Source organism: uncultured Psychrobacter sp., assembly GCF_947495825.1.
In the GTDB taxonomy this organism is placed as follows: domain Bacteria; phylum Pseudomonadota; class Gammaproteobacteria; order Pseudomonadales; family Moraxellaceae; genus Psychrobacter.
Map to the genome: position 1 here is coordinate 155,045 of NZ_CANMAH010000004.1, position 23,588 is coordinate 178,632.

The window sequence follows — 23,588 nt, forward strand, 5'->3', positions numbered from 1 at the left end:
TTGTTTTTAAATGCTGCGTAGATATAATAATAGTTATGTCAGGTCATAAGCAAACTTTTAAGCTTGTATTCACTATAAAACTAACTTTAAAAATATTAACCAAAAAAAAGACCTTGCCACCTGACAAGGTCTTTTTAGATGATTAACTTCTCAGTGGAACAAATATGACACTGCTACAAGGCAGACGAGCAAAAATTGTACTCGTCGTACATTGAGCGAGTTTGACCCCATAGCAGGTCACTATTTGGTCTACGGTTAAGAAGGATGTACCATATCCGCAGGCGTCACCCACTCATCAAACTGTGCTTCGGTCATCAGATCTAATTCAACCGCGACTTGCTTTAAGGTTTTGTTTTCTTTGTACGCTGTCTTAGCGATTTTCGCGGCGTTTTCATAGCCGACATGACGGTTTAGTGCCGTCACCAGCATCAATGAATTGTGCAAGAAGTCGTCGATTTTCTCTTTTACTGGCTCGATGCCGACCGCGCAGTTGTCATTAAAGCTGTTGCAAGTGTCACCTAATAGCTTGATAGACTGCAACAAGTTAAAAGCAATTACAGGCTTATACACGTTTAGCTCAAAGTTACCTGACGCGCCTGCCATACTGATAGTCGTATCGTTACCCATCACTTGCGCCACAACCATGGTCATCGCTTCTGACTGCGTTGGGTTTACTTTACCCGGCATAATAGATGAGCCTGGCTCGTTCTCTGGAATGGTAAGCTCGCCTAGACCACAGCGAGGACCTGAAGCCAACCAACGTACATCATTAGCGATTTTGTTTAAGCTACCTGCTAGCGTTTTTAGCGCGCCAGAAGCAAATACTTCGGCATCACGAGCAGCTAGCGCTTCAAATTTATTCGGTGATGTGACAAATGGCAAGCCTGTTAGCTCAGCTAATTGCTCAGCGGCTTTTACTGCGTAATCAGGATGAGCATTAAGACCTGTACCGACCGCTGTACCGCCTAGTGGCAGCTCATATAAACCTTGCAGTGCGTTATCAATACGTGTCAAAGAGTGGTCAAGCTGGCTCACATAACCGCTAAACTCTTGCCCTAAAGTCAAAGGCGTGGCGTCTTGTAAATGCGTACGGCCGATCTTGACAATGCTATCGAACTCGCGAGCTTTTTTATCTAGCGTGTCGCGTAGGGCTTTTACCGCTGGGATAAGCAGGCTGTTGATCTGACGCGCAGCAGCGACACGTATTGCCGTTGGGAAGCTGTCGTTGGTAGATTGGGCGTGGTTGACATGGTCATTTGGGTGAATTGGCGCGTAGCTACCACGCTCACTGCCTGCGATTTCGTTAGCACGGTTGGCGAGTACTTCGTTCATGTTCATGTTTGACTGCGTGCCAGAACCAGTCTGCCATACAACTAATGGAAACTGATCGGTGAGACCACCGTTGATGACTTCGTCAGCAGCTTGCACAATGAGGTCGCGCTTATCGCCTTCGATACGCTCAAGGCTTGCATTGGTAATAGCAGCGGCTTTTTTCACCAGTGCCATCGCTTCAATCATCGGACGCGGCAGGGTCTCGCCACCGATTTTGAAGTTTTCGCGGCTACGCTGGGTTTGCGCACCCCAATAAGCTTCGCTTGGGACTTCCACATTGCCCATGGTATCTTTTTCGGTACGAGTTGCCTGATTCTGTGTCGACATAACTGTCCTCTGTGTTATTTATTATGAAAAGTGCAACAACTGCTGCACATGATGAAAAATAGGAAGTAAAGTGGCGTTATGATAGCATGACTAGGACGTGTTGAATATTCACAAATAGGGATTGCTGATACCTAAAAGCGCCAGCCACCATCAATTTAATACATTAACGGATAGTATATCTATGCATCCTAAGCCAAGTAACATTGAAACGAATCAATATAAACCTAGCAATCCGCCAAGACGGCAATTTACCCGTCAGCGTCGTAATCTTACAGATGGCGAGCGCAGACAATACGCACGCATGGCTAGCCTGCATTTAATTAAGTTGCAACAGCGCTTGCCTCCACGTGCACGTATTGGCTTATATTATGATGGCTTTGGCGAGCTGCCGACCCAGCCACTACTTACTTGGTGCCAGCGCTTAGGCTATCTGCCTTATTTACCAGTGGTTGGTTCGCTTGGCCATGATGATAAACGTCTGCGCTTTGTGCCGATTTATCATTCAAAATGGGTAAACGTACCGACACGGATTCATAACTTAGGCATGAAACAAAACCATCATCGCAGGTTACGTTGGGCACGAGAGTTAGACGTCATTATTTGTCCGTTAGTGGCAGTTGATAAACGCGGCAATCGTATGGGCATGGGTGGCGGCTTTTATGATACGACGCTTGGCAAAAGCTATCAGGCAGGGTCAAAAAAACCGTTAAAGATTGGCTGGTGTTACGACTTTCAAGTCGTTGAGCAATTAGAGCGGCAACCATGGGATGTGCCATTGGATGGGGTAATCACGCCAAGTGGCTTAAGGTGGTTTAAACCAAATAATAGCGCAAAGGCCAACGACAGTGCTGAGGAAAAAGCATCTAGCGCTGATACTGTTGATACGTATTTAAAAGCATTAGGAGGTGATGACAAAAGAGAAATGCTTTACTACAGTCAAGAACAATCTTTTGGCTCTGATGAGTTGGCAAGCGTTATCAATGAAGAACGCTTAAATGAGTTGCTGGCACAGAGTGATGCGTTTTTGGCTAGTTTAAGTGGTGAGATTGGGGATTTTGAAGATGACAATAAAGACCCATAAAAGATTTGCAAAGACTGTAATGAACTACTTTCGCTCAAAACCACTAAGGGTAGTTTTTGCTATTTTATGGATTTTTTTTGTCGGTCTTATTATTGCTTTAGGTTTTGAACCAAACCCTTATGCGCTACATGTTCTTGATGACCCTGAGCCGCATTCTTACCCTATAGAACTAGTCGTCATACTGTTGATGGCAACGCTTTTTCATTTAAGCTTATTGGTAACATTAGATATATACATGCGTAGTCGCTGGAAGCTTTTGGCTATGCTAGTTACTAGCGTCTTGTTTTTACTTTATTTCGGTATGATGGCGATGCATGCACCGCCATCATTAGGTGGGATGATTTTTTGGACATTCCTGTCATCTTTACTATTTTTATTACTTTGCTTTTGGCAGGTCTGTTTATTTGTTTTAAGGCGATTCTTGGGTAGATCGTGAGTTTTATAACCTACAACACCATCGCCGCAATCCAACCAAAGACCAATAACGGGATATTGTAATGCAAAAAGGTCGGCACCACGCTGTCTTTGATATGATCATGTTGGCCATCGATATTTAGACCAGAGGTTGGCCCGAGTGTCGAATCTGACGCAGGAGAACCTGCATCACCAAGCGCCCCAGCCGTACCAATAATTGCAACAGTGGCGAGCGGCGAAAACCCTAAAGAGATACACAGCGGCACATAAATTGCGGCAATAATCGGAATGGTCGAAAATGATGAGCCAATCCCCATCGTCACCACCAAACCAATCCCAAGCATGACCAAAGCGGCAATGGCTTTATTACCAGCAAATAAGTTGGTTGCACCATCAATCAATGGTGCAATCTCACCCGTCGCTTTCATAACTTCGGCAAAACCCTGCGCGGTAATCATGATAAAGCCAATCATCGCCATCAGCTTGATACCATCGTTAAACACCGTATCGGCATCACGCCACTTGACCACGCCTGTCGCCATAAAGACGCCAAAGCCAAACATTGAGCCGAGTAGTAACGAGTCCGTATAAAGCTGCACCACAAAAGCAGTCACAATAGCAGCCAGTGCTACCAGCGTTTTTAATTTACTTTGCGCCTTGGCACCAGCGGTTGTCTTACTGAGTTCATCATCTTTTAACCCCTTACCTTGAACAGCGGCATCGCGAGCTTCTTTATCGATAGCGACTTGTTGATACTGACGCGGCTTACGATAGCTGATAAAGACTGCTGTCAATAAACCGATGAACATACCTAACGCGGGTATCGCCATTGCTTGAATGACAGAAATGTTAGCGATATCTATACCTGCTTCACCCACGTTTTTTAGCATGATTTGATTGAGATAAATATCACCAAAGCCATATGGGATAAACATATAGGTAGTGACCAAACCAAAGGTCAACAAACAAGCAATAAGCCGTCTATCAATTTGCATGCGATTAAAGGCGAGTAATAACGGCGGCACGAGCAGCGGAATAAAGGCAATGTGTATAGGAATTAAGTTTTGACTAAAGCAGCTCATGACAATTAAGCCTGCAAACAGCATATACTTAATCATGCCGCCAGTGCCAGCAGCGTCAATACGTTTGATAACTGTTCCTGCTAATGACTGCGGCAAACCAGAATGAGCTATCGCTACCGCAAAAGCACCCAATAACGCATAGGACAGAGCGATTTGTGCGCCATTGCGGATGCCTTCTTGAAATGCTTCTAAAGTATCGGTAATACCAAGACCTGCAATGAGTCCGCCTGCTAATGCTCCGATTAATAAGCTTAGCACCACATGTACGCGCGCGAGTGACAGACCAAGCATAATGACTACTGCCAATAATACTGCGTTAATTGTCATATATTGCCCCTTTTGCTTTTTGCTTTAGCCTGATAAAGACTGGTTAATATCTTAAAACCTATAAACCTTAAAAATTCTAAATTTCGCTCTAGTAACTACAACGCTCTACTTTAGACAAGACGGTTTTAGAAGGGCGTCAGTTTACCTGATTTTGTAAGTAAAACCTATGCTCAGAACGAAGTAGACATTAACCAAAGGAAAAATAAGCAAGCGATACTATCTGCGCTTAAGTGAGATAATTTGCCTTAGTTGCGCGTGGTTATCGATGTCTTGATTTTATTTAGCAATGACTATAGTAAGGCCTTGCAATTTTTTATGGGGACTCCATTTATCTAAACATGAACCACGAACTTGACTTTACAAGTCTGGTTAACGAGGAAAAATATATGAGTGAACATAATATTGATAAAGATAACATCGACATCGATGTATCATCTGCTATTGACAATGATAACGAAACAGACGGCTCGCCTATAGAAGAAACGAGCGCGTCATCCGACGTTGTCAAAAATGATAATGCTGAAGACTACTTGCCACTTCTAGCCCTTAGAGATGTGGTGGTCTATCCACATATGCAAATTGCCCTATTCGTTGGCCGTGCGCCATCCGTGCAAGCGGTTGAGCTCGCGCAAGCTGAATATGGTAATAAAGTATTGGTCGTGGCGCAAAAAGACTCGCTGACCGAAGATATCAATCATGACAACTTGTATCAATACGGTACGGTGTGTCGCATCGTCAGCACGATGCCACATGACAGTGATGAGGATTGCATTAAAGTTCTTATCGAAGGTCAATATCGTGCGCGTGTCGATACCATCCAGAGTCATGATAATGTCTTGATGGCAAGCTTTGAGCGCGCTGATCTTGATGTGCAAATGGACGAGAGCCAACAAAAAAACACCATTCAAGCTTTAACCAGCTTGTTTGAAGGCTATGCTGATGCACGTCTGCGCAATGCCCGCGAGCTTACTCGCGTAGCGAAGCGTATCGATGATTTGTTAGAGTTGGTCTATTTTATCTCAACTCGCGTATCGATGGATCTTGATGTCAAGCAGTCGTTTTTAGAAAATGACGACATCAAAGCTCACATCAATACCTTGACTGAGTATTTGGTTAAGCAAAGTGCCGAGCAGAATATCGAACAAGATATTCAAGATGCGGTACGTCAGCAAATGGAAGACAATCAGCGCGAGTACTTCTTAAACGAAAAAATGAAAGCCATCAAAAACGAGCTGTCTGATATGAATGATGGTGCGTTCGATGGTGATGATGATGTCGCTGAGCTTGAAAAGCGTCTAGAAGAAGCTGACTTACCTGATGACGTCCGTAAAAAGGCGGAGCAAGAGTTTAAAAAGCTTAAAATGATGCCGCCTGCGTCAAGTGAGTCATCGGTTGTACGCAACTATATTGAATGGATTTTGGATACGCCGTGGAATGCGACCACCAAAGTCTCTATTAATCTAGAAAAAGCTAAGGCCACTCTAGATGAAGACCACTATGGCTTACAAGATGTGAAAGATCGCATCCTAGAATACTTAGCGGTACAGTCGCGCGTGAAAAAACTTCGCGGTCCGATTCTTTGTCTCGTGGGTCCTCCTGGTGTGGGTAAGACCTCATTAGGTGAGTCGATTGCTCGAGCAACTGGTCGTAAGTTTGTGCGTATGGCATTAGGCGGCGTCCGTGATGAAGCTGAAATCCGTGGTCATCGCCGTACTTATATCGGTGCAATGCCAGGTAAAATCGTCCAGTCTTTAGCCAAAGTAGAGGTGAAAAACCCGCTATTCTTGCTAGATGAAGTCGATAAAATGGCACAAGACTTCCGTGGCGATCCAGCATCAGCGCTATTAGAAGTATTAGATCCATCGCAAAACGACAAGTTTAACGACCATTATTTAGATATGGACTTAGACTTATCGCAAGTGATGTTTATCTGTACTGCTAACAGCATGGATATCCCGCCTGCCCTTCTTGACCGGATGGAGGTTATCCGTCTACCGGGTTATACCGAAGAAGAAAAGGTCAACATCGCGCAAAAGTATCTTGTGCCAAAAGCGATCAAGCAAAATGGTCTTAAAGAAGGCGAGATTGAAATCGTAGAAGCAGCGTTGCATAGCATCGTACGTAGCTACACACGTGAAGCAGGTGTACGTAACCTTGAGCGTGAAGTCAATAAAATCTGCCGTAAAGTCGTACGCGGTTCGGTTGAAAACCATGGTGCACGCGCACCGAAGAAAGATGAGCGTCAACTGGTCGTGGTCGATGATAAAAACATCGATGACTATCTAGGCGTACATCAATACGATTATGGATTGGCTGAAAAAGACCCTGAGATTGGTCGTGTTACTGGCCTTGCATGGACACAGGTCGGTGGTGAGTTATTAACCATCGAAGCGGTGGCAATGAAAGGTAAAGGTGAGCTTAGCTTTACGGGCTCACTAGGTGATGTGATGAAAGAGTCTATTCGCGCTGCCATGAGTGTCGTTCGTGCTCGCGGTGATAGTTTAGGCATCGACTACGAGACCGTCAAAACCACTGACGTTCACGTACATATGCCAGAGGGTGCAACACCAAAAGATGGTCCATCTGCAGGTGGAGCGCTTACGACCGCCCTGGTCTCTGCTTTGACTGGCATTGCCATTCGTCCGGATATTGCGATGACAGGTGAGATTACCTTACGCGGTAAAATATTGCGTATCGGTGGTCTTAAAGAAAAGCTGCTCGCAGCCCATCGCGGTGGTATCAAACACGTATTGATTCCAGCGAGTAATGAGCGCGACTTGGCTGATATCCCTGACAATGTGAAAGAAGGCTTAACCATTCAGCCAGTAGCAACGATCGATGAGATATTAAAAGTTGCCTTAGTCAGTATGCCAACGCCATTGAAGCCTGCTAAAGTGACGGTTGATAAGACCTCAGGTAAAGCGCTGCACAATTAAGCTGTAAGGTTATTAAGAGTTAATAGATGCAAAAAGACCGTAATTAATATTACGGTCTTTTTTTTGTTTAATTTTTTGGATTAGCCAATTTTTAAATGCTATGACTGCACTCACCTTTTCTAACGGCTTATAAGTATTATTCAATGCTTACAAACTAGGTTTTTCACTTTTAATTCTTATCTTTACTTTTCAAACCCATACAATACTTACACTTATTAACCGATTGTTGCGCTTATGGTGAATAACTATAGCGAGTGTTTGTCTATACTGACTGTGATGTCTATGAATAGTACAGAACGAGTAGTACAGAACAATCCTATGTAAAGAGTAGACTTACCTATCAATAAAAACGTTCAATAATTAAATAAATGGAGAAAACAATGAAAAAGACGATGCTTGCAAGTGTTTTATTATGTGGTTCTGCGTTGGCAATGACAGGTTGTCAAACGGTGCAAGATCAGCTCCAAACAGGCAATCCATTTAGTCAGCCTGCCTTAAAATCAACGATTAAGACGGTTGATAATAACAAAGAAGTAGGCCAAGTATTCTTGCGTCCTGTTGATGGCGGTGTACAAGTCTATGGCAAGCTTATGAATATGCAGCCAGGTAAAACAGTAGCGCTGCATATCCATGAAACTGGTAGCTGTGCGGATATGGGTAAAGCGGCAGGTGGCCACTTCAATCCTGATAACTTCCCGCATTCTAACCCAGATGATATGAACGGCCATGCAGGTGACTTGCCTAACTTAACAGCAAATGAAGATGGTGTGGCTACTATTAATTATGTAAACAAGCAGATTTCTGCAGCTAAAACAGGTAAGTATAGTGTCAATCGCCGCGCCTTTATCGTTCATGCTGGCGCTGATGACTATACCAGTCAACCAGCAGGTAATGCTGGCGACCGTATTGCTTGCGGTATCATCGAAAAGAACTAATCACGCTTAAGCTTAACTCTTATCAATACTAAAAAACCTCTTAGATGATCTAAGAGGTTTTTTGTGCTTAAAACTATTTATGGCAAAGGTAAAAGAGGTTTATTCTTCTACCCACTCGCCTTTACGCCAATATACACCCCAACGCGTGGCTTTACCGTTTTTCTCAGAGCCAATATATTGCTCTTTTTTCTTACGTGACCAGCGTAAAATGGTTGGATTACCATCAGGATCCTCATCTGGACCTTCAAACAAATATTGGAATTTATCTTCCATTTTGTCTTTGACTGCGCGTAGCTCTGCAAGCTTTGGTGCGCGCGTTTCGCGTACTTTTGGGAACTTAGACGCTGCTAAGAACATCCCAGCCGCCCCTTCACGTAAAATGAAATAATCATCATGCTTGGTTGATTTGAGCTCCGGCATATGAATTGGGTCCATACGCGGCGGGGCAGCTTCTCCGGTTTTGAGCACTTTACGTGTGTTGTCGCATTTTTGACAAGCAAAGTAAGGACCAAAACGACCGGTCTTTAGCTCCATCTGTCCATCACATTTGTCACAGTCAATGGTCGGTGCGTCTGAGCCTGGGACTTCAAATTTACCTTCTTCTAAGATATAGCCGTCGCAATCAGGATTATTACCGCAGATATGTAGCTTGAGACCACCATCGACGATATAACCGTTCATGGCTGTACCACATTTCGGGCAGCGCTTTTTTTCCATCAAATCTTTGACTTCGGCCGCCTCGTCGTCTCCTTCAGCATCATCAAGATTGGCAAACGCTTCGACTGGCATTAAGTTTTTTGTACCTTTACAGCGCTCTTTTGGCGGTAAGTTGTAGCCAGTACAACCTAAGAACACACCCGTTGAACCAGTACGCAGTTGCATCGGACGATCGCAAATATCACAGTGCACATCTGGCACATCTGTTGGATCATTAGGACGCATGCCGTCTTTATCTTTGGCATGTTCAAGCTTAAGCTTAAAGTCACCATAGAAATTATCTAGCACATCTTTCCAATCTTGGTCACCTTCTGCGACATGGTCAAGCTTGTCCTCTAATGCTGCGGTAAAGGTGTAATCCATCAAGTCTGGGAAGCTTGCTGTCAGTCTATCAGTGACAATATCGCCCATTTTTTCGGCAAATAAGCGCTTGTTTTCAAGTTTGACGTAACCGCGATCTTGAATGGTTGAAATAATTGAAGCATAAGTCGATGGACGGCCGATGCCTTTTTTCTCAAGCTCTTTAACCAAGCTTGCTTCAGTATAGCGCGGTGGCGGCTTGGTAAAGTGTTGACTTGGATCAAGCTTATCGAGGGTGAGCTGATCACCCTTTTTGACATCAGGTAACAGCGTGTCATCTGTTTTGGCTGGTGGCATGACTTTAGTATAACCATCAAATGTCATGGTGCGACCACGAGCCTTTAGCTCAACATCACTGGCACTAACGAATAGGTTTACCGATAAGTATTTCGCTGGCGGCATCTGACAGGCGACAAATTGACGCCAAATCAGCTCATACAGACGTATGGCATCGCGTTCAACACCTTTTAGCTGCGTTGACTTCATATTGACATTAGAAGGACGTATGGCTTCATGTGCCTCTTGAGCGCCCTGCTTATTACCGTAGAAGTTTGGCTTTTCTGGTACATACTTGCTACCAAAGCTGTCTTCGATATAGCCACGTGCAGCAGCCAATGCGTCACCAGACAAAAAGGTCGAATCCGTACGCATATAAGTGATGTGACCCGCTTCATACAGACGCTGTGCCAAAATCATGGTCTTCTTAACTGAAAACCCTAAGCGTGTGCTGGCGGCTTGCTGCAAGGTCGAGGTAATAAACGGCGCACTTGGACGTGATTGTGTTGGTTTTTCCTCACGCTCTTTTACGACAAAATCGCTTGATTTTAGTACCTTTAAAACTTTGTCAGTCTGCTCTTTATTGACAAGCTTAAGCGTTTTGCCGCCTTGTTTGGTCGCTTCTAAGCGAATAATAGCTTGCTCAGCGTCTGCCGTTTTTTTGGCGGTACTGTTGGCAACATGGGTATCGGCATGAATCTGCCAGTATTCCTCTGGTATAAAAGCGCGAATTTCGTGTTCGCGCTCGACCACTAAGCGCATAGCAACCGACTGTACGCGACCTGCAGACAGACCACGAGCGACCTTTTGCCATAGTAATGGCGAGACCATAAAGCCTACGACTCGATCTAAAAAGCGCCGCGCCTGCTGGGCGTTGACACGATCGATGTCGAGTTTAGAAGGCTCTTTAAACGCATTTTGAATGGCGGATTTGGTAATCTCATTAAAGACCACACGTTGATACTTACTATCAGGGCCGCCAATGACTTCTTTTAGATGCCAAGCGATTGCCTCTCCCTCTCTATCCATATCCGTTGCCAGATATATTTTGTCAGCGTCTTTAGCTAAGGCTTTAAGCTCTTTGATGACTTTGGTCTTGTTCGGCAGTACTTCATAGACTGCTGCCCAGTCGTGCTCTGGATCGACGCCCATACGGCGCACCAGTGCTTGCTGCGCTTTTTCTTCTTTACTCAAACTTTCATCTTTTTTGGCCGCAGCTGTCTTTTTTGCACTTTTACTGGCACTGACTGGCAAATCGCGGACATGACCAATACTTGAGCGGACAATAAAATCATCGCCAAGGTATTTATTGATGGTTTTGGCCTTGGCTGGTGATTCGACAATGACTAAAGACTTACCTTTCGGTTTGTCAGCAGCAGTTGCCCCTTTTTTGGTTGTAGTTTTTGCCATATGTGACGACACCATAATATAAGTAGATTAAAAGTAAGGATAAATTCAGCAGCGTGGCGATTTTGTTAATTAATCATAATAGCTCAGCGATTTATTGTATTAGTAGCTGCCAGCAATACGGTCGTTTAACAAACAATAACCATAAAACAAAAATGTGGTTATAAAGACGTTACACTGCTAAGAGTGAAACTGTCAACTTTAAATAATTTAGAGTTTGCCAAAAACTTCTGCTCAGTGTCCTTTAATGGAGGTGAAAAAATTATTTACCAGCTTCACGACTGCTTTTGCATAGCTAAGGCCCATTTTTCAAGATTTCCTTTAAGCGCTAGTAAGTCGGTCTCAATCATTTTTGATTGGTAATTGGGATTGGTCGCTGGACGAACATAAGCGATATCTTCCCAATAAACAACAATGCTATTAGATTTAGTTAGTAAACCTTTTACAAACGGCTCGATACTGACAGGCAAATCCAGCGGCGCCTTGTCTAGAGCAAAATTGGTCTTTTTGAGCACCGTATTTGTGCCACTTTGGTGAGTGCGAATCACACTTGGAATCGTAAGCTTACTATCATCTGTACTCGTATCGACAAAATTGCTATCTGGTCGCCATTGCCCATCAATCACTTGATAACGCATATGCGGCAGCTGCGTATCGTCGAGCACGAGGCAGTACTGCCCAAGCATCCCGCGACCATATTCATTGTCACGGCCTTTGATCCAATCAGGACAAGCAACAAGCTTTGGATTAAGCTGTAGACGACGCGCCGTCATACGCAGCTTATCTAAACGCTGATCAATACCGTTCGGTTTGAGCGCCATCATACTCCCTAATACAAATAGTACAATGATAACTGCGATCCATAACCCCATGAAAAACTTGCCTTATCGTTTGGTTAATAAGCATCTATTAACGTTATAAATGGTACTTGTTTGCTAGCCATCATCAAATATGACCAGCTCTTTTATAGTTACTATATACTAAGCCAGTGTGCTATTAGCTAACTAAGAGACACTCTCAAGATGCTATGCGCAGACTAATATCGCGGTCTTGTACACAAAATTCAAGCACAAGCTTCTATTCTGCATAAAGAATAGACAAACAAACACTTCTATATCAATCACTTAAAAAGAGATAATAATTCAACTCAATAACAAGATATAAAAGCCACTCGTACAAAAAATGCTATGATAAACCATAATTTTAAACACGCGCAGGTTTATTATGAACTATCTTTTTAAACAAAACGCATCGACCCCTGCTTTACGCAGCAAAGCGCCTAACACAGTGAGTAATATACAGACGCATAAATCCAGTATGGCTTTAGCGATAATAGGTGCATCTGTACTCGCTCTATCAGGCTGTGCCACGACGAAAAAACTTACGCCGCAGCAGTGTCAAACCAGCAACTGGCAGGAAGTTGGCTATGCAGATGGAATCCGCGGTCGCTCAGGGGCTTACTTTGGACACTATACCAATCAATGCGCAAGCGTTAACGGTGCTATGCCTAACCGTATCCAATGGGAGCAAGGACGCAAGCAAGGCCTCAAAAATTATTGTACCGAGCTCAATGCTTATAAACTTGGCCGTGAAGGCTACGACTGGCAGCCTGTTTGCCCGCTCGAAGGTATCGAAAAGTTAGAAGAAGCCTACTCGCAAGGGCGCTACTACTATATTCGTCAGCGTGACCTCGACTACCTACGTACGCCTTATCCGTTCGGCTATGGGCCTGGACGCTTTGGTTACGGTTATCGTCCATTTGGTTATGGCTGGTAACAAGTATAGTCCGACGTTGATAAACAATGCTGACAACTTAAAATGTTCTATAATAAAGAAAACCTCACAAGGTTGCCCAAGCGAGGCTGGAGGAAAAATTTATTATTTTAATTATTCTTCTTATTGTTTTGGTTATATTCTTATTGCTGGGTTTGTTGGTTTTTTTAGCAAGCTTATTGTTATAACTGCTAATCTCTCAATATAGCTCATCTATAAGAACTACTTAAAAAGAGTTACTTAAAAAGTTACTCATTGACAAAGGCTATCTTGGACAGTCCGGCTTCACTCGCAGCGGCCAGCACTTGTGCCACGGTATCGTATTTACTATCTTTGTCAGCGCGTAGCTGCACTGAAGGGTCTTCGCCTGTCGCACTCTGCTCTTGTAGCCTCGCCTCTAGCGCCTCCATACTAATCGGATCGCTGTCCCAAAATAGACCTGCGTCTTTATCAATACTGATTTGAATGGCTTTTGGTGGCGGCTCATTGACTTCTGCACTGGTCTTTGGCAAATCTAAGGGTACCGTAGGATTAAGCACTGTCGCCGTCAACAAAAATATAATCATTAAGACCAGCATGATATCAATCAGCGGTATAAGGTTCATCTCATTCATGCTTTGAACGTCGTCATCACCCAGTTGAAATGCCATAATTTCCCTCGATATACTGCTTTCAATTCGTTTGGTTATTCACGTTACCACTTACATTCATTACCTAATCACGACCCTCATCAGTTTTAACGACCTTGTTAGAGGGAAGCCACTATCCCTGCGATGGGGCTGAGTTGCGATAGTGCGCGGTGTGCTGTGCGTCTTTTTGAGTGACCTGCTTATCTTTTGCCACCTGTGCGGCGGGGACGGTACTTGGACGGCTATTGGCCACTGCTTGCTTAGCAGAAGCAGATGTCGCCAACAGATCATGGGCACGGTCATTGGCATGGTACATCACTCGGCGATTGATACGCACCGAAAGGTTATAAAACACCACCGCTGGAATGGCGACAGCGATACCAAGACCTGTCATGATCAGTGCCTCACCGACAGGCCCTGCCACTTGTCCAAGTCCTGCTTGTCCGGTCATGCCGATATTGTGCAGCGCATGAAAGATGCCCCATACCGTCCCAAATAGCCCGATAAAGGGGGCAATCGCAGCGGTCGTCCCGAGAATAGGCAGGCCGCGCTCACTGGCAAAGCGGTAGCGGCCGATATGCTTGAGTAATGTTTGCTCAGTAACTAGGCGACGCTGGGCTGCATCACAACCGTCCAGCTCAGGCTGCTTGACCATCATCTGCTGACTCAAATCGTCGGCGACAGTGGTAGCCAGTTTGCGGCTTTGTAGCACACGGATAATCCCCGTCACCCAAGAGATAATAGATAAAATCAATAGCAAAAAGAACAAGGTCTTGGTCACCATATCGCTGATTTGCCAGTAGTGCATAAAGTCCATGTTAGAATCCTTAATGTTTAATACCATCATATGATAGCGCTACGTATGTCACAGCTAGCCTTATCATAAAAATCATAAATATCTTTTAAAATCAATGAGATAAATTCAATAAAAAAAGCTCTAAGGTACAGCGTAGCTGACGGGTAGTGTTACATTACCCACCACAGGCACGCCGTTTTGTGTAAAAGGCTTAAACTTGCCAGAGCGAACTTGACGCTGCGCCTCTTTATCTACTCTTGGATTGCCCGAAGACTGTGCCACTCGCACACTATCGATACCACCTTGCTTATTGACTCTTAACACCAGCACCACGTTAAACGTATCGCCTGAGCGAGCATTACGAGCAGCGCGCTCAGGAAAGCTCAATCTCGGCGGCGATGCCCAATCTGCATTACTGGCAGTAAAGTTCACTGGCGTATTGCTTGCTGCAGCCGCAGCGGCTTCTTTGGCCGCTTTCGCTTGAGCCGCTCTTTGCGCGGCTTGCTGGGCAGCCAGTGCTTCAGCTTCTCTAGCAGCTTGCTCTGCCGCCAACCTCTCAGCCTCTTGCGCTGCTGCTTTGTCACGTGCTTCTTGCTCAGCCTTCCGCTGTTCTTGCTCTCTTATACGACGTTCTTCGGCTCTGCGTTGTTCATCAGCTGCTTGGGTATCAACTTTAGGCTCAGCTATCGGTGTTTTTGGCGTTTCTGTCTTGATGATGTCAGGCTGCTTTTCTACTACTTTTTTAGGCGGCGTTACTTTTTTTGGTGGTGTTGCTTTAGGCGGTTTTTCTTTGATGACCGGCTCTTTGACCGGTTTTGGTTGAGCCTTGACGGCAGGCGCGGCTTTAGGTTCGGGCGGCGTAGCTGGCGGTATATCAGAAACCACCTCCTCCACCACTGCGACAGGCTCTTTTTGCAAAGTCACCATTTCTATCTCAATAGGCGACGTCTGATTTTTTGGCGACTCTTCTATCTCAGGTGTTTTGAGCGATGCTAATGCGACTACCGTCAGCGCATGTAGCGCTGCAGCTATCGCAATAGCTGTCAGTGTCAATTTAGGAGATGGCGCGTCTAAACTCGTTGAATTCATAACACTCTAATATTCATTAACTGAGGTAGAATGGTGTAGATGATAGTGCAAACGATAATTATTATCAATAATAAATTATGATATTTTATTGTTAGTCAAAGATTATCTTGCTGCTATTGCAAGGTTATTTATATTAAAAAGGCCTTATTTTAGTTAAGCCTTCCTACTCAAAAACCTCTTTGTATAATAAAGCATGCCTATAAAAACATTTGGCTAAAAACGCAATGTTTAACTAATAATCCTACTTACTTTAGTTAAATAAAATGCTCAGTAATAAATACCATTATCATTTTTATTGATAATGAGTCTCAATTACTTTATGATATCCCCTGTCTTATAATTCTATTCTATAAAAGCATCAGATGCTTATTGTTTATCAATACAGGCAGATACATTACTAATAAGCTGCCTATATCCGTCATATACCGAGTTATTTATGTCTACTAACCCCATGTCCTCTACCCGTTCTACTACTCCTTTACTTAAACGTCCATTATGGACAGCGATGGCCACTGCCCTTGCTGCGACGATCAGTGTGGCAGGCTGTAGCTCTCCTGAGTCCAACGACTCAGAGCCAGCAGACGCTCAGACCGAAAACCCAACCGCTGACCATGCCGAAAACGTCGCCAATAACGATGCTGTCTCGACGCATACCATTACTGTCGATACCGCCAGAGGGGATATGGATCTGGCAATGAATCCATCGCCATTGGTCGTCTATGACATGACCTTGCTACAGGATTTGGCAGCGTTGGACGTCGCTGTCGATGGAGCGCCAAGTGGCCTACATTTGGATAACTTGCATTCAGAGACGCAGCCTGAACCAAAAGAAGTAGGCACGGTATTTGAGCCAGACCTTGAGGCTCTAAACGCCATGCAGCCCCAAGCCATCTTGGTCGGCTCGCGGATGGCCGAAAAATACGATGCGCTCTCAAGCATCGCGCCAACGCTAGATATGACCATCGATACGGCCAACATCTATGAGTCGAGTAAACAGCGTTTGCACGATCTTGGCGCGCTGTTTGGTAAAAGTGCGCAAGCAGCCAAATTACAAAGCAATATCGACAGCCTAATCACAGAGACCAAAGCGGTCACTAAAGACAGTGGCACCGGTCTGGTGGTGATGGTCAATGGCAATAAAATGTCTGTCTATGGCGCTGACTCACGCTATGGGTTTATTCATAATGTCGTCAATGTGCCGATCGCTGATGATCAAATCAAAGAAGGTCGTCATGGTCAGCCAATCTCTTTTGAATATCTACAAAAGACCAACCCTGATTGGCTATTCGTCGTCGATCGTAGCGCCGCTATCGGTGAAGACGGCGTAGGTGCCAAAGCGGTCTTAGACAATCCGCTGGTCGCCCAAACCACCGCGTGGCAAAAAGACCAAGTGGTTTATCTAAGCCCAGATTCTTATCTTGCCTTTGGTGGTTATTATCAGTGGATACAAGATCTGACCACGATAAAAAATGCGTTTGCAAGCGCACAATAAACGCGGCAACCATACCAGCTATTTTTTGACCTATTATTTAATGAGCCAGTAGCCGTTATGTCGTTATTTTCATCGCGTGCCCAGACCCGCACCAATAGTCTTGAGACCAGTTCCGCTTTGCCCACATCATCACCTTGGCAAAGCGGCAGCAAGGCTCTGAGTCATACGCGTCGGCGTGCGGCCATACCGCCATGGCTTATCAACACAGCCAGCCTCATCATGATGGGGCTTTTGGTGTTGTTAAGTTTATCCATTGGGGTGGCGGATTTTTCATGGTCTGGTATTTTTCATAGCCTCATCAACCATAGCGCCAACTCAGACAGCTCGCTACTACTGGTGAGCCGCATACCGCGTACCATTGCCATTATTTTGACCGGTGTCGCCATGGCGGTGGCAGGGATGATCATGCAAGTGGTGCTAAAAAACCGCTTCGTCGAGCCATCGATGGTAGGGGCAACGCAAAGCGCAGCACTGGGTTTGTTGGTTGTCAGCCTGCTGTTCCCTGCCAGTGCGCTACTGGTCAAAATGGGTGTCGCCACCATCGCGGCAGTCGGTGGCATGATGCTGTTTATGCTACTCATTCACCGCATTCCACCGACGGATTTTTTGATGATTCCGCTCATCGGTATCGTCTTTGGCGGTATCATCGAAGCGGTAACGACCTTTATTGCCTATCAGACCGAGACGCTGCAGATGCTCAGTGTTTGGCAATTTGGCGACTTCTCTGGCGTTTTGGCAGGGCGTTATGAGCTGCTATGGTTGACGGGCGCGCTGTGCGTGCTGGCTTATATCATCGCTGATAAGCTAACCATCGTTGGGCTAGGCGATAATATCGCTCTAAACTTAGGCATTAGTAAGCGGCAGGTCACTTGGCTTGGCGTCGGTATGGTGGCGATGATGAGCGCGGTCGTCGTCGTGACGGTGGGCATGATTCCTTTCATTGGTCTAGTGGTGCCCAATATAGTCAGTCGGCTGATGGGCGATAAGCTGCGCCGTAGCTTGCCAGCTGTCGCGCTACTGGGCGCATCGGCAGTATTGCTCTGCGATATCATCGGGCGCTCTATCCACTACCCCTTTGAAGTGCCGGTCGCCACGGTGTTTGGTGTGGTCGGCACGGTGCTGTTTTTATGGCTATTATTGCGCGCGCCTGCTGAGCGATAAGGTGTCCTGTAATAAGGCACCTCATAACAATAATGTAACGCATAATAACGCATCTGGCCATAAAGTAGCTGACTCACCACCATTGACCCTTTTCTTTATTTATTCGTCCTGTTGTCTGCTTAGATAAGCGTGGCGTTGTTACTATTACAGGTAGCATAGTAGGATTTACGTATGTTTTCACCGTCTAAGCATGGCTCTATAACTGGCCGCTCTACAAAGACTGACTCAGCAGAGAAACGTCGTTTAAAAAATAATAATTTAGATAACGAGAACCACGCAGCCCCCTCTACCCAAAGTCGCTTGGCTCAGCTTTGGGCATGGATCAGCAAACATCCAAAGTCGATTGCCACCATTATTTTGCTGATCTCGATGACGCTGTTTTTGACGCTCAATGTCAATGGTCATTGGGACTTTGCCTTGCCACTACGAGGTAAAAAACTGCTGGCGCTCATGGTGGTCGGCTATGCGATTGGCGTATCGACTCTGCTCTTTCAAACCTTAACGCACAATCCTATTTTGACCCCTTCTCTACTGGGCTTTGACTCTCTATATGTACTGCTCCAAAGCTTATTGGTGTTTTTTTTGGGGGCGATGAGCTTTACCAGCATCAATCCTATTGCCAAATTCGCCCTTGAGATTGTCCTGATGTTTGGCGCGTCATTATTGTTATTTCGCCTGCTGTTCTCAAAAAGCAGTCAGGATTTGACGCGGCTAATACTGGTGGGCGTTATCTTTGGGGTGTTGTTTCGCAGCTTATCAGCATTGATTGCGCGCCTGATTAACCCCGATGATTTTGTCGTGGTGCAGTCAGCCAGTTACGCGCAGTTTAATACCGTCAACCCGCAGTTATTGGGTATCAGCTTCATTATTTGCACCATTAGCGCGCTGTGTATTTGGCGCTGGCGCTATCAATGCGATGTCTTGATGCTCGGTAAGGCGCAAGCGATTAATTTGGGCATTAATTATCAACGCCTCGCATTTGGGCTGTTGACGGTCATTGCGGTATTGGTCGCCACAGCCACGGCACTGGTCGGGCCGGTGACTTTTTTTGGCTTGCTGGTCTGCGCCTTGACCAATCGCATCGCACGGCATATGTATCATAGCGAGCGCCTGATATTGGTCAGTTTGGTGGCGATGATTTGTTTGGTTCTTGGTCAGACGCTGTTTGAGCAAGTACTGGGCATGGCGGGAGTGTTATCCGTGGTGATTGAGCTGGCGGGCGGCTTGGTGTTTTTAATTTTGATTTTTATGACTCAGCGTCGTTGATAACATGTCGTACTAACCTATATAAAAAATCATAAACTATTTAAAACTGATTAAAATTTATCTAAAAAATAAGAATTATTATGATTAAACTCGATAGTATCTCCCACCATATTGGCAAACAACAAATCCTGCATGACATCAGCTTATCCTTACCAAGCGCCCAAGTGATTGCCCTAATCGGCCCCAATGGCGCGGGCAAATCTACCTTATTTTCGGTCATGGCAAGGCTACAACCGCTACAGTCTGGGAAGGTAATGTTTGGTGAGCATGACATTGTTAGCTGTCCTGCGCGCACTTTGGCTAAGACAGTGGCGATGCTTGGGCAAGACAACCAAGTGCAAGGTCGCCTGCGCGTGCATGAGCTGCTGATGTTTGGCCGCTACCCGTATCATCAAGGACAGCCGAGCGCACAGGACGAGCAAAAGGTACAAGAAGTGATCGAGCGTTTTGAGCTTGAGCCATTAGCCGAGCGTTTTTTATCGACGCTATCTGGTGGTCAGCGGCAACGCGTGCTGATTGCGATGATTGTCTGCCAAGACACACCGTATCTACTGCTCGATGAGCCGCTAAACAATCTGGATATGTACCATGCAGGGCGTCTGATGCGTGAGCTGCGCGCGCTTAGCTGCAGTCAGCAAAAAACCGTGGTCATCGTCCTACATGATATCAACCAAGCCGCGCAGTTTGCCGATACTGTGGTCATGATGAAAGCTGGTCAAGTGATGGCGGTTGGGCAGCCTGTCGATGTCATCACTAAAGATACCATGAAAGACTTATATAACGTCGATGTGACGGTACTTAACCATCAAGGTCGGCCAGTGATTGTCGATACATTGTTATAGTTAAGCAGGACTGTAGCTACGTCACCTTATAACCCTAATGCAGCATCTTCGCGTTTGACGATTTTATGCTCATCTTCATTGCTATCAAGTTTCCAGTAGCTAGAGATATAAAGATGACTCTTAGCCACTTCTTTTTGTTTAAAGTACTGGCGTAGCACTCGCATACTATTGAACTCGCACGCCGCCCACACTGCCACTTCACCAGCCGGCCAGCCTAGCGTCTTAATACGCTCAAGAATGGGGTAATGACTGCTGCTTGCTTCGGCATTGATTACCCACTCAAGCGTTATATTCTTCGGCTTTTGCAGCGGCTGGATATCGTCCTCACTCAGCACCTCGATGACGGCATAGCCCTCGGCATCCTCGGGTAGCTGTGCTAAGTTTACCGTGATGGCGGGCAGCGCGGTCATATCACCCGCCAATAAAAACCAATCCGCCTCGTGATTGATAAGCTTTTTGGCACCAGGCCCACCGATCAAAATAGTATCACCGATTTGTGTGGTTTTGGCCCAATGTGAAGCAGGACCTTCAGCGCCTTTGTGATTGAGACCATGTAAGACAAAGTCGACATCGATTTCATTATCACGTTGCTGGATAATGGTATAAGTGCGCATGATGGGCTTTTTTCCTGTCTCCCCTGCAAACATCAATTTGATATAGGCGCTTTCTTGCTCGACTGGGAAGTCTTGCATGCCCGCTCCGCCAAGCGTAATGCGGCGCATGTTTGGGGTGATATCAGCGATACCTTTTACTTCTAATACTCTTGGATTAGGTTTGGTCATTTTTTATCCTTTTAGCTGTCTAGTTAACCCACTTTAAAAACGATGCAGTGCTACTGGGATGAATTTTGTGCAGCCTCTGTGTAAGCAGCACGCAAAGAAAATTTATACCAGTAGCACAGTCATACAACCATCTTGGTGGGGTCTAAAATTACGATAAGAAAAGCCAGCTCTCCTCGTCAGACAGCTGGCTTTTTATTTTTCATCAGTCACACTACGATTATGCAGTCAGCGCTGATAGATTTTAGAGTTGACGACTTTTAGAATTGATAAGTTAGAGAGGTTTTGATATTACGACCCATCTCAAAATCTGTAGCCGTAGCATCAGCTGGATTTAAGCGTGAAGCGTGGCTAGCATAAGTTTCATCAAACAGGTTATAAACCCCAACTGTGGCTTTTAGACCATCAAACTGACGTGGTGAATAGTTCACATACACATCGTGCACATCATAGCTTGGCTTTCTAACTTCCGTCTCTTCACCTCGACTTATAAAGGTTTGCGTAACAGGGGCTACATAGGTACTGCGCCAGCCAAGCTCAGTGGTATCAGTTGGCTGATAGGCCAGATTGACCATGTATTTATCACCAGCATCTGATCCTGACCCTGTCTGTGAATAAAAACTATAACCCGTATCTTCACCTTTACTACGAGCATGCGCGTAGCTTAAGCCTATACTAAAGTTATTCATTTTATAATCAGCGGCAAGCTCTACCCCTTTGATTTTATAATCTTCATCTTTATTGACGGCACCTTGGCAATCATTGCCAAGATTTGGCCCACAACTTAGACCTGAGCGTACAAACTCAATATAGTTTTCGATATTGGTTTCAAAGTATTTACCACTTAACTGTAGCGCATCATTCGCCGTGGTGAGATTGCGCAAGGTGGTTACGACACCCACTTCAGCGTTATCACCCTCTTCAGCTTTTAAATCGTTATTAACAACAGTGCCAGTACCATCTCGATTAAAAATCGCTTGGCTCAAGTCTGGACCATTGAACAACTGAGTATAGCTGGCAAACACTTGCGTACGTGGCGCGACTTCATAACTGGCTGCTAGCGCACCGACGACATTATCATAAGTTTTACCGCCAGCAATAAATTCTGGTGCCTCATAACGGTCATAACGCACGCCTGGCGTCAGCGTCAGTTTGCCCATTTGCCATTGGTCTTCTAGATACACTGAGGTGTTTTTGGCGCTGTCTTTTCCTGATACTGGCAGTTTGGTTGTTCGGTCTTCAGCGCTATAAAAGTCTGATTGCTTTTTATAATGTTCTACCCCTGCGATCAGTTTATGGCGTCCTGAGGCTGCATCAATCACACTGGTGTTTTCAATCTTACCACCTGTGGTTTTTACTTTTGCATCCCAATCATACCCTGACACAGCCTCAATACCATTATCACGTGAAATTTGCGTTTCGGTTTGATAAACGTTGGTATCAACGTCAATAAGTGAGTTTGCTGGATTAAAGTTATGATCGAGTGTATAAGTATCGCGCTTTACTTTTTGTGGTATGACATCAGAACCACCACTGTTAGGAAGACTTGGGAAGTCTGGACGAAATGGGAAAATACCTTCTTTTTCGGTACGGCTAAAGCTGGCGCCCACACGGTGATCGTCAAGGATAGAAGCCCCTGCTTTTAATAAGATGTTTTCGCTTTCACTGTCTTCAAAAAGCTCACGGCCACTACCATCTTCGCCAGAATCTGCATCGCGCTTGCCATAGTAGGCTAACAAATCGACGTTGTCAGTTGGTGCACCATAGATGGTGGCAGATGTCAGTAGCTCGTCATTATTATTGGCATAACCCGTTTTTAGCTTGGCACCAACTTTTTGACCAGGCTTTAGCAAATCTACTGCATCGACCGTTTCAAATGCTACTGCGCCGCCGATGGCATCGTTACCTAGCGTGACAGAATTGTTGCCTACCGCCACCTCTGCTTGCTTAAGCAAATCAGGATCAATGGTGATATCGCCCATATGGTAGAACAATTTACCTTCTTGGCGTGCGCCATCGATCGTCACTTTTAGGTTGCTATCTTCAAGACCGCGCACGCGCACGCGCTGATTGACTGATGAGGTGCCACCGACCTCAACCCCTGGTATGACATCCAAAAAATCACTTAAGTGGCTTGCCTGTGCAGCTGGTGTATAGTCTTCGACATACACGCCATCCTTTTGTACTTTATCTCGTACTGAGCTATTGGCCGTGACGGTAATGGTCTGTAGTGTGGTACTTGGCATGTCTTCTGCTGCCGCACTGGCTGCCTGCGTCCACAATATGGCTGCCACGCCCATAGATAACACGGTCAATTGATTGGACGAGATTGGTAACTTTACTTCACGCATAACACACTCACTTTAATGACGATCAAAATTAGATTTTTAAAATTGCTATTAAAAGCCGTTTATAAACGGTCCTTGCCTCGACTCACCTTTCAAATACTTACCTGGTCTTACAATGACTAGCTTTGCAATAATTGAATTTATTAATCATTGTTAGTTATATATAGAAAAAAATATTATAAATGTTAATGATAATGATTAGCATTTAATAGTGAGAGG

At 45.2% G+C, this 23,588-nt stretch carries 18 protein-coding genes; 9 read left to right on the forward strand and 9 right to left on the reverse strand.

All coding sequences use genetic code 11. The annotated features are described in order from the left end of the window. Nucleotides 1-255: 255 nt before the first annotated feature. A complete protein-coding gene (fumC, locus tag Q0895_RS06205; protein WP_299186552.1) occupies nucleotides 256-1,659 on the reverse strand; it encodes a class II fumarate hydratase in 1,404 nt (467 codons plus the stop codon). A 181-nt stretch (nucleotides 1,660-1,840) separates the two neighbouring features. Between fumC and Q0895_RS06210 the strand changes: the two genes are divergently transcribed. Together Q0895_RS06210 and Q0895_RS06215 are read left to right on the forward strand one after the other, a co-directional pair. Then, the gene (locus Q0895_RS06210) at nucleotides 1,841-2,740 is read left to right on the forward strand and encodes a 5-formyltetrahydrofolate cyclo-ligase (protein WP_299186554.1); all 900 of its coding nucleotides are present in this window, start codon (nucleotides 1,841-1,843) and stop codon (nucleotides 2,738-2,740) included. Further along, nucleotides 2,721-3,176: a hypothetical protein gene (locus Q0895_RS06215; protein ID WP_299186557.1), complete on the forward strand. Its 456-nt coding sequence runs from the start codon at nucleotides 2,721-2,723 to the stop codon at nucleotides 3,174-3,176. Before Q0895_RS06210 ends, Q0895_RS06215 begins: the two co-directional genes overlap by 20 nt. A gap of 10 nt (nucleotides 3,177-3,186) precedes the next feature. Here the strand turns inward: Q0895_RS06215 and Q0895_RS06220 are convergent, their stop codons facing one another. Next, on the reverse strand, nucleotides 3,187-4,563 hold the full coding sequence (locus tag Q0895_RS06220) for a Na+/H+ antiporter NhaC family protein (RefSeq protein WP_299186559.1): 1,377 nt from the start codon (nucleotides 4,561-4,563) through the stop codon (nucleotides 3,187-3,189). Nucleotides 4,564-4,949: 386 nt separating this feature from the next. On the opposite strand from Q0895_RS06220, the gene lon reads away from it, so the two are divergent. Beyond that, nucleotides 4,950-7,499 carry an endopeptidase La gene (gene lon, locus Q0895_RS06225; RefSeq protein WP_299186561.1) on the forward strand — a complete coding sequence of 850 codons (2,550 nt, stop codon included), beginning with the start codon at nucleotides 4,950-4,952 and terminating at the stop codon, nucleotides 7,497-7,499. A 380-nt stretch (nucleotides 7,500-7,879) separates the two neighbouring features. Next, entirely contained in the window at nucleotides 7,880-8,434 is a 555-nt protein-coding gene (locus Q0895_RS06230) for a superoxide dismutase family protein (RefSeq protein ID WP_299186564.1), read from the forward strand. Between the two features lie 99 nt (nucleotides 8,435-8,533). On the opposite strand, the gene topA is transcribed toward Q0895_RS06230, so the two are convergent. Next, nucleotides 8,534-11,212 carry a type I DNA topoisomerase gene (topA, locus tag Q0895_RS06235; RefSeq protein WP_299186566.1) on the reverse strand — a complete coding sequence of 893 codons (2,679 nt, stop codon included), beginning with the start codon at nucleotides 11,210-11,212 and terminating at the stop codon, nucleotides 8,534-8,536. Between the two features lie 257 nt (nucleotides 11,213-11,469). Next, entirely contained in the window at nucleotides 11,470-12,066 is a 597-nt protein-coding gene (locus Q0895_RS06240; RefSeq protein ID WP_299186568.1) for a hypothetical protein, read from the reverse strand. A 352-nt stretch (nucleotides 12,067-12,418) separates the two neighbouring features. Here Q0895_RS06240 and Q0895_RS06245 point away from each other — a divergent pair, with 352 nt between their 5' ends. Further along, on the forward strand, nucleotides 12,419-12,970 hold the full coding sequence (locus Q0895_RS06245; RefSeq protein WP_299186571.1) for a DUF2799 domain-containing protein: 552 nt from the start codon (nucleotides 12,419-12,421) through the stop codon (nucleotides 12,968-12,970). Between the two features lie 245 nt (nucleotides 12,971-13,215). On the opposite strand, the gene Q0895_RS06250 is transcribed toward Q0895_RS06245, so the two are convergent. The 3 genes from Q0895_RS06250 to Q0895_RS06260 all read right to left on the reverse strand — a co-directional run bounded on the left by Q0895_RS06250 (nucleotide 13,216) and on the right by Q0895_RS06260 (nucleotide 15,481). Continuing rightward, the gene (locus tag Q0895_RS06250; RefSeq protein ID WP_299186573.1) at nucleotides 13,216-13,617 is read right to left on the reverse strand and encodes a biopolymer transporter ExbD; all 402 of its coding nucleotides are present in this window, start codon (nucleotides 13,615-13,617) and stop codon (nucleotides 13,216-13,218) included. A gap of 112 nt (nucleotides 13,618-13,729) precedes the next feature. Beyond that, nucleotides 13,730-14,413, reverse strand: coding sequence for a MotA/TolQ/ExbB proton channel family protein (locus tag Q0895_RS06255; protein ID WP_299186575.1), 684 nt, complete (start codon nucleotides 14,411-14,413; stop codon nucleotides 13,730-13,732). Nucleotides 14,414-14,533: 120 nt separating this feature from the next. After that, the gene (locus Q0895_RS06260; RefSeq protein WP_299186577.1) at nucleotides 14,534-15,481 is read right to left on the reverse strand and encodes an energy transducer TonB; all 948 of its coding nucleotides are present in this window, start codon (nucleotides 15,479-15,481) and stop codon (nucleotides 14,534-14,536) included. Between the two features lie 436 nt (nucleotides 15,482-15,917). On the opposite strand from Q0895_RS06260, the gene Q0895_RS06265 reads away from it, so the two are divergent. The 4 genes from Q0895_RS06265 (at nucleotide 15,918) to Q0895_RS06280 (ending at nucleotide 20,242) form a co-directional block, all read left to right on the forward strand. Beyond that, on the forward strand, nucleotides 15,918-16,973 hold the full coding sequence (locus Q0895_RS06265) for an ABC transporter substrate-binding protein (protein WP_299186579.1): 1,056 nt from the start codon (nucleotides 15,918-15,920) through the stop codon (nucleotides 16,971-16,973). A 57-nt stretch (nucleotides 16,974-17,030) separates the two neighbouring features. Further along, complete coding sequence (locus Q0895_RS06270) at nucleotides 17,031-18,134, forward strand: iron chelate uptake ABC transporter family permease subunit (RefSeq protein ID WP_299186581.1); 1,104 nt, start codon at nucleotides 17,031-17,033, stop codon at nucleotides 18,132-18,134. Between the two features lie 171 nt (nucleotides 18,135-18,305). Next, nucleotides 18,306-19,400 carry an iron chelate uptake ABC transporter family permease subunit gene (locus Q0895_RS06275; RefSeq protein ID WP_299186584.1) on the forward strand — a complete coding sequence of 365 codons (1,095 nt, stop codon included), beginning with the start codon at nucleotides 18,306-18,308 and terminating at the stop codon, nucleotides 19,398-19,400. Nucleotides 19,401-19,480: 80 nt separating this feature from the next. Continuing rightward, entirely contained in the window at nucleotides 19,481-20,242 is a 762-nt protein-coding gene (locus Q0895_RS06280) for an ATP-binding cassette domain-containing protein (RefSeq protein ID WP_299186586.1), read from the forward strand. Nucleotides 20,243-20,268: 26 nt separating this feature from the next. Here Q0895_RS06280 and Q0895_RS06285 read toward each other — a convergent pair whose 3' ends face one another. Beyond that, nucleotides 20,269-21,024 carry a siderophore-interacting protein gene (locus Q0895_RS06285; protein ID WP_299186588.1) on the reverse strand — a complete coding sequence of 252 codons (756 nt, stop codon included), beginning with the start codon at nucleotides 21,022-21,024 and terminating at the stop codon, nucleotides 20,269-20,271. A 257-nt stretch (nucleotides 21,025-21,281) separates the two neighbouring features. Then, nucleotides 21,282-23,372, reverse strand: a complete 2,091-nt coding sequence (locus Q0895_RS06290) for a TonB-dependent receptor (RefSeq protein WP_299186590.1) — start codon at nucleotides 23,370-23,372, stop codon at nucleotides 21,282-21,284. Nucleotides 23,373-23,588: the final 216 nt, after the last annotated feature.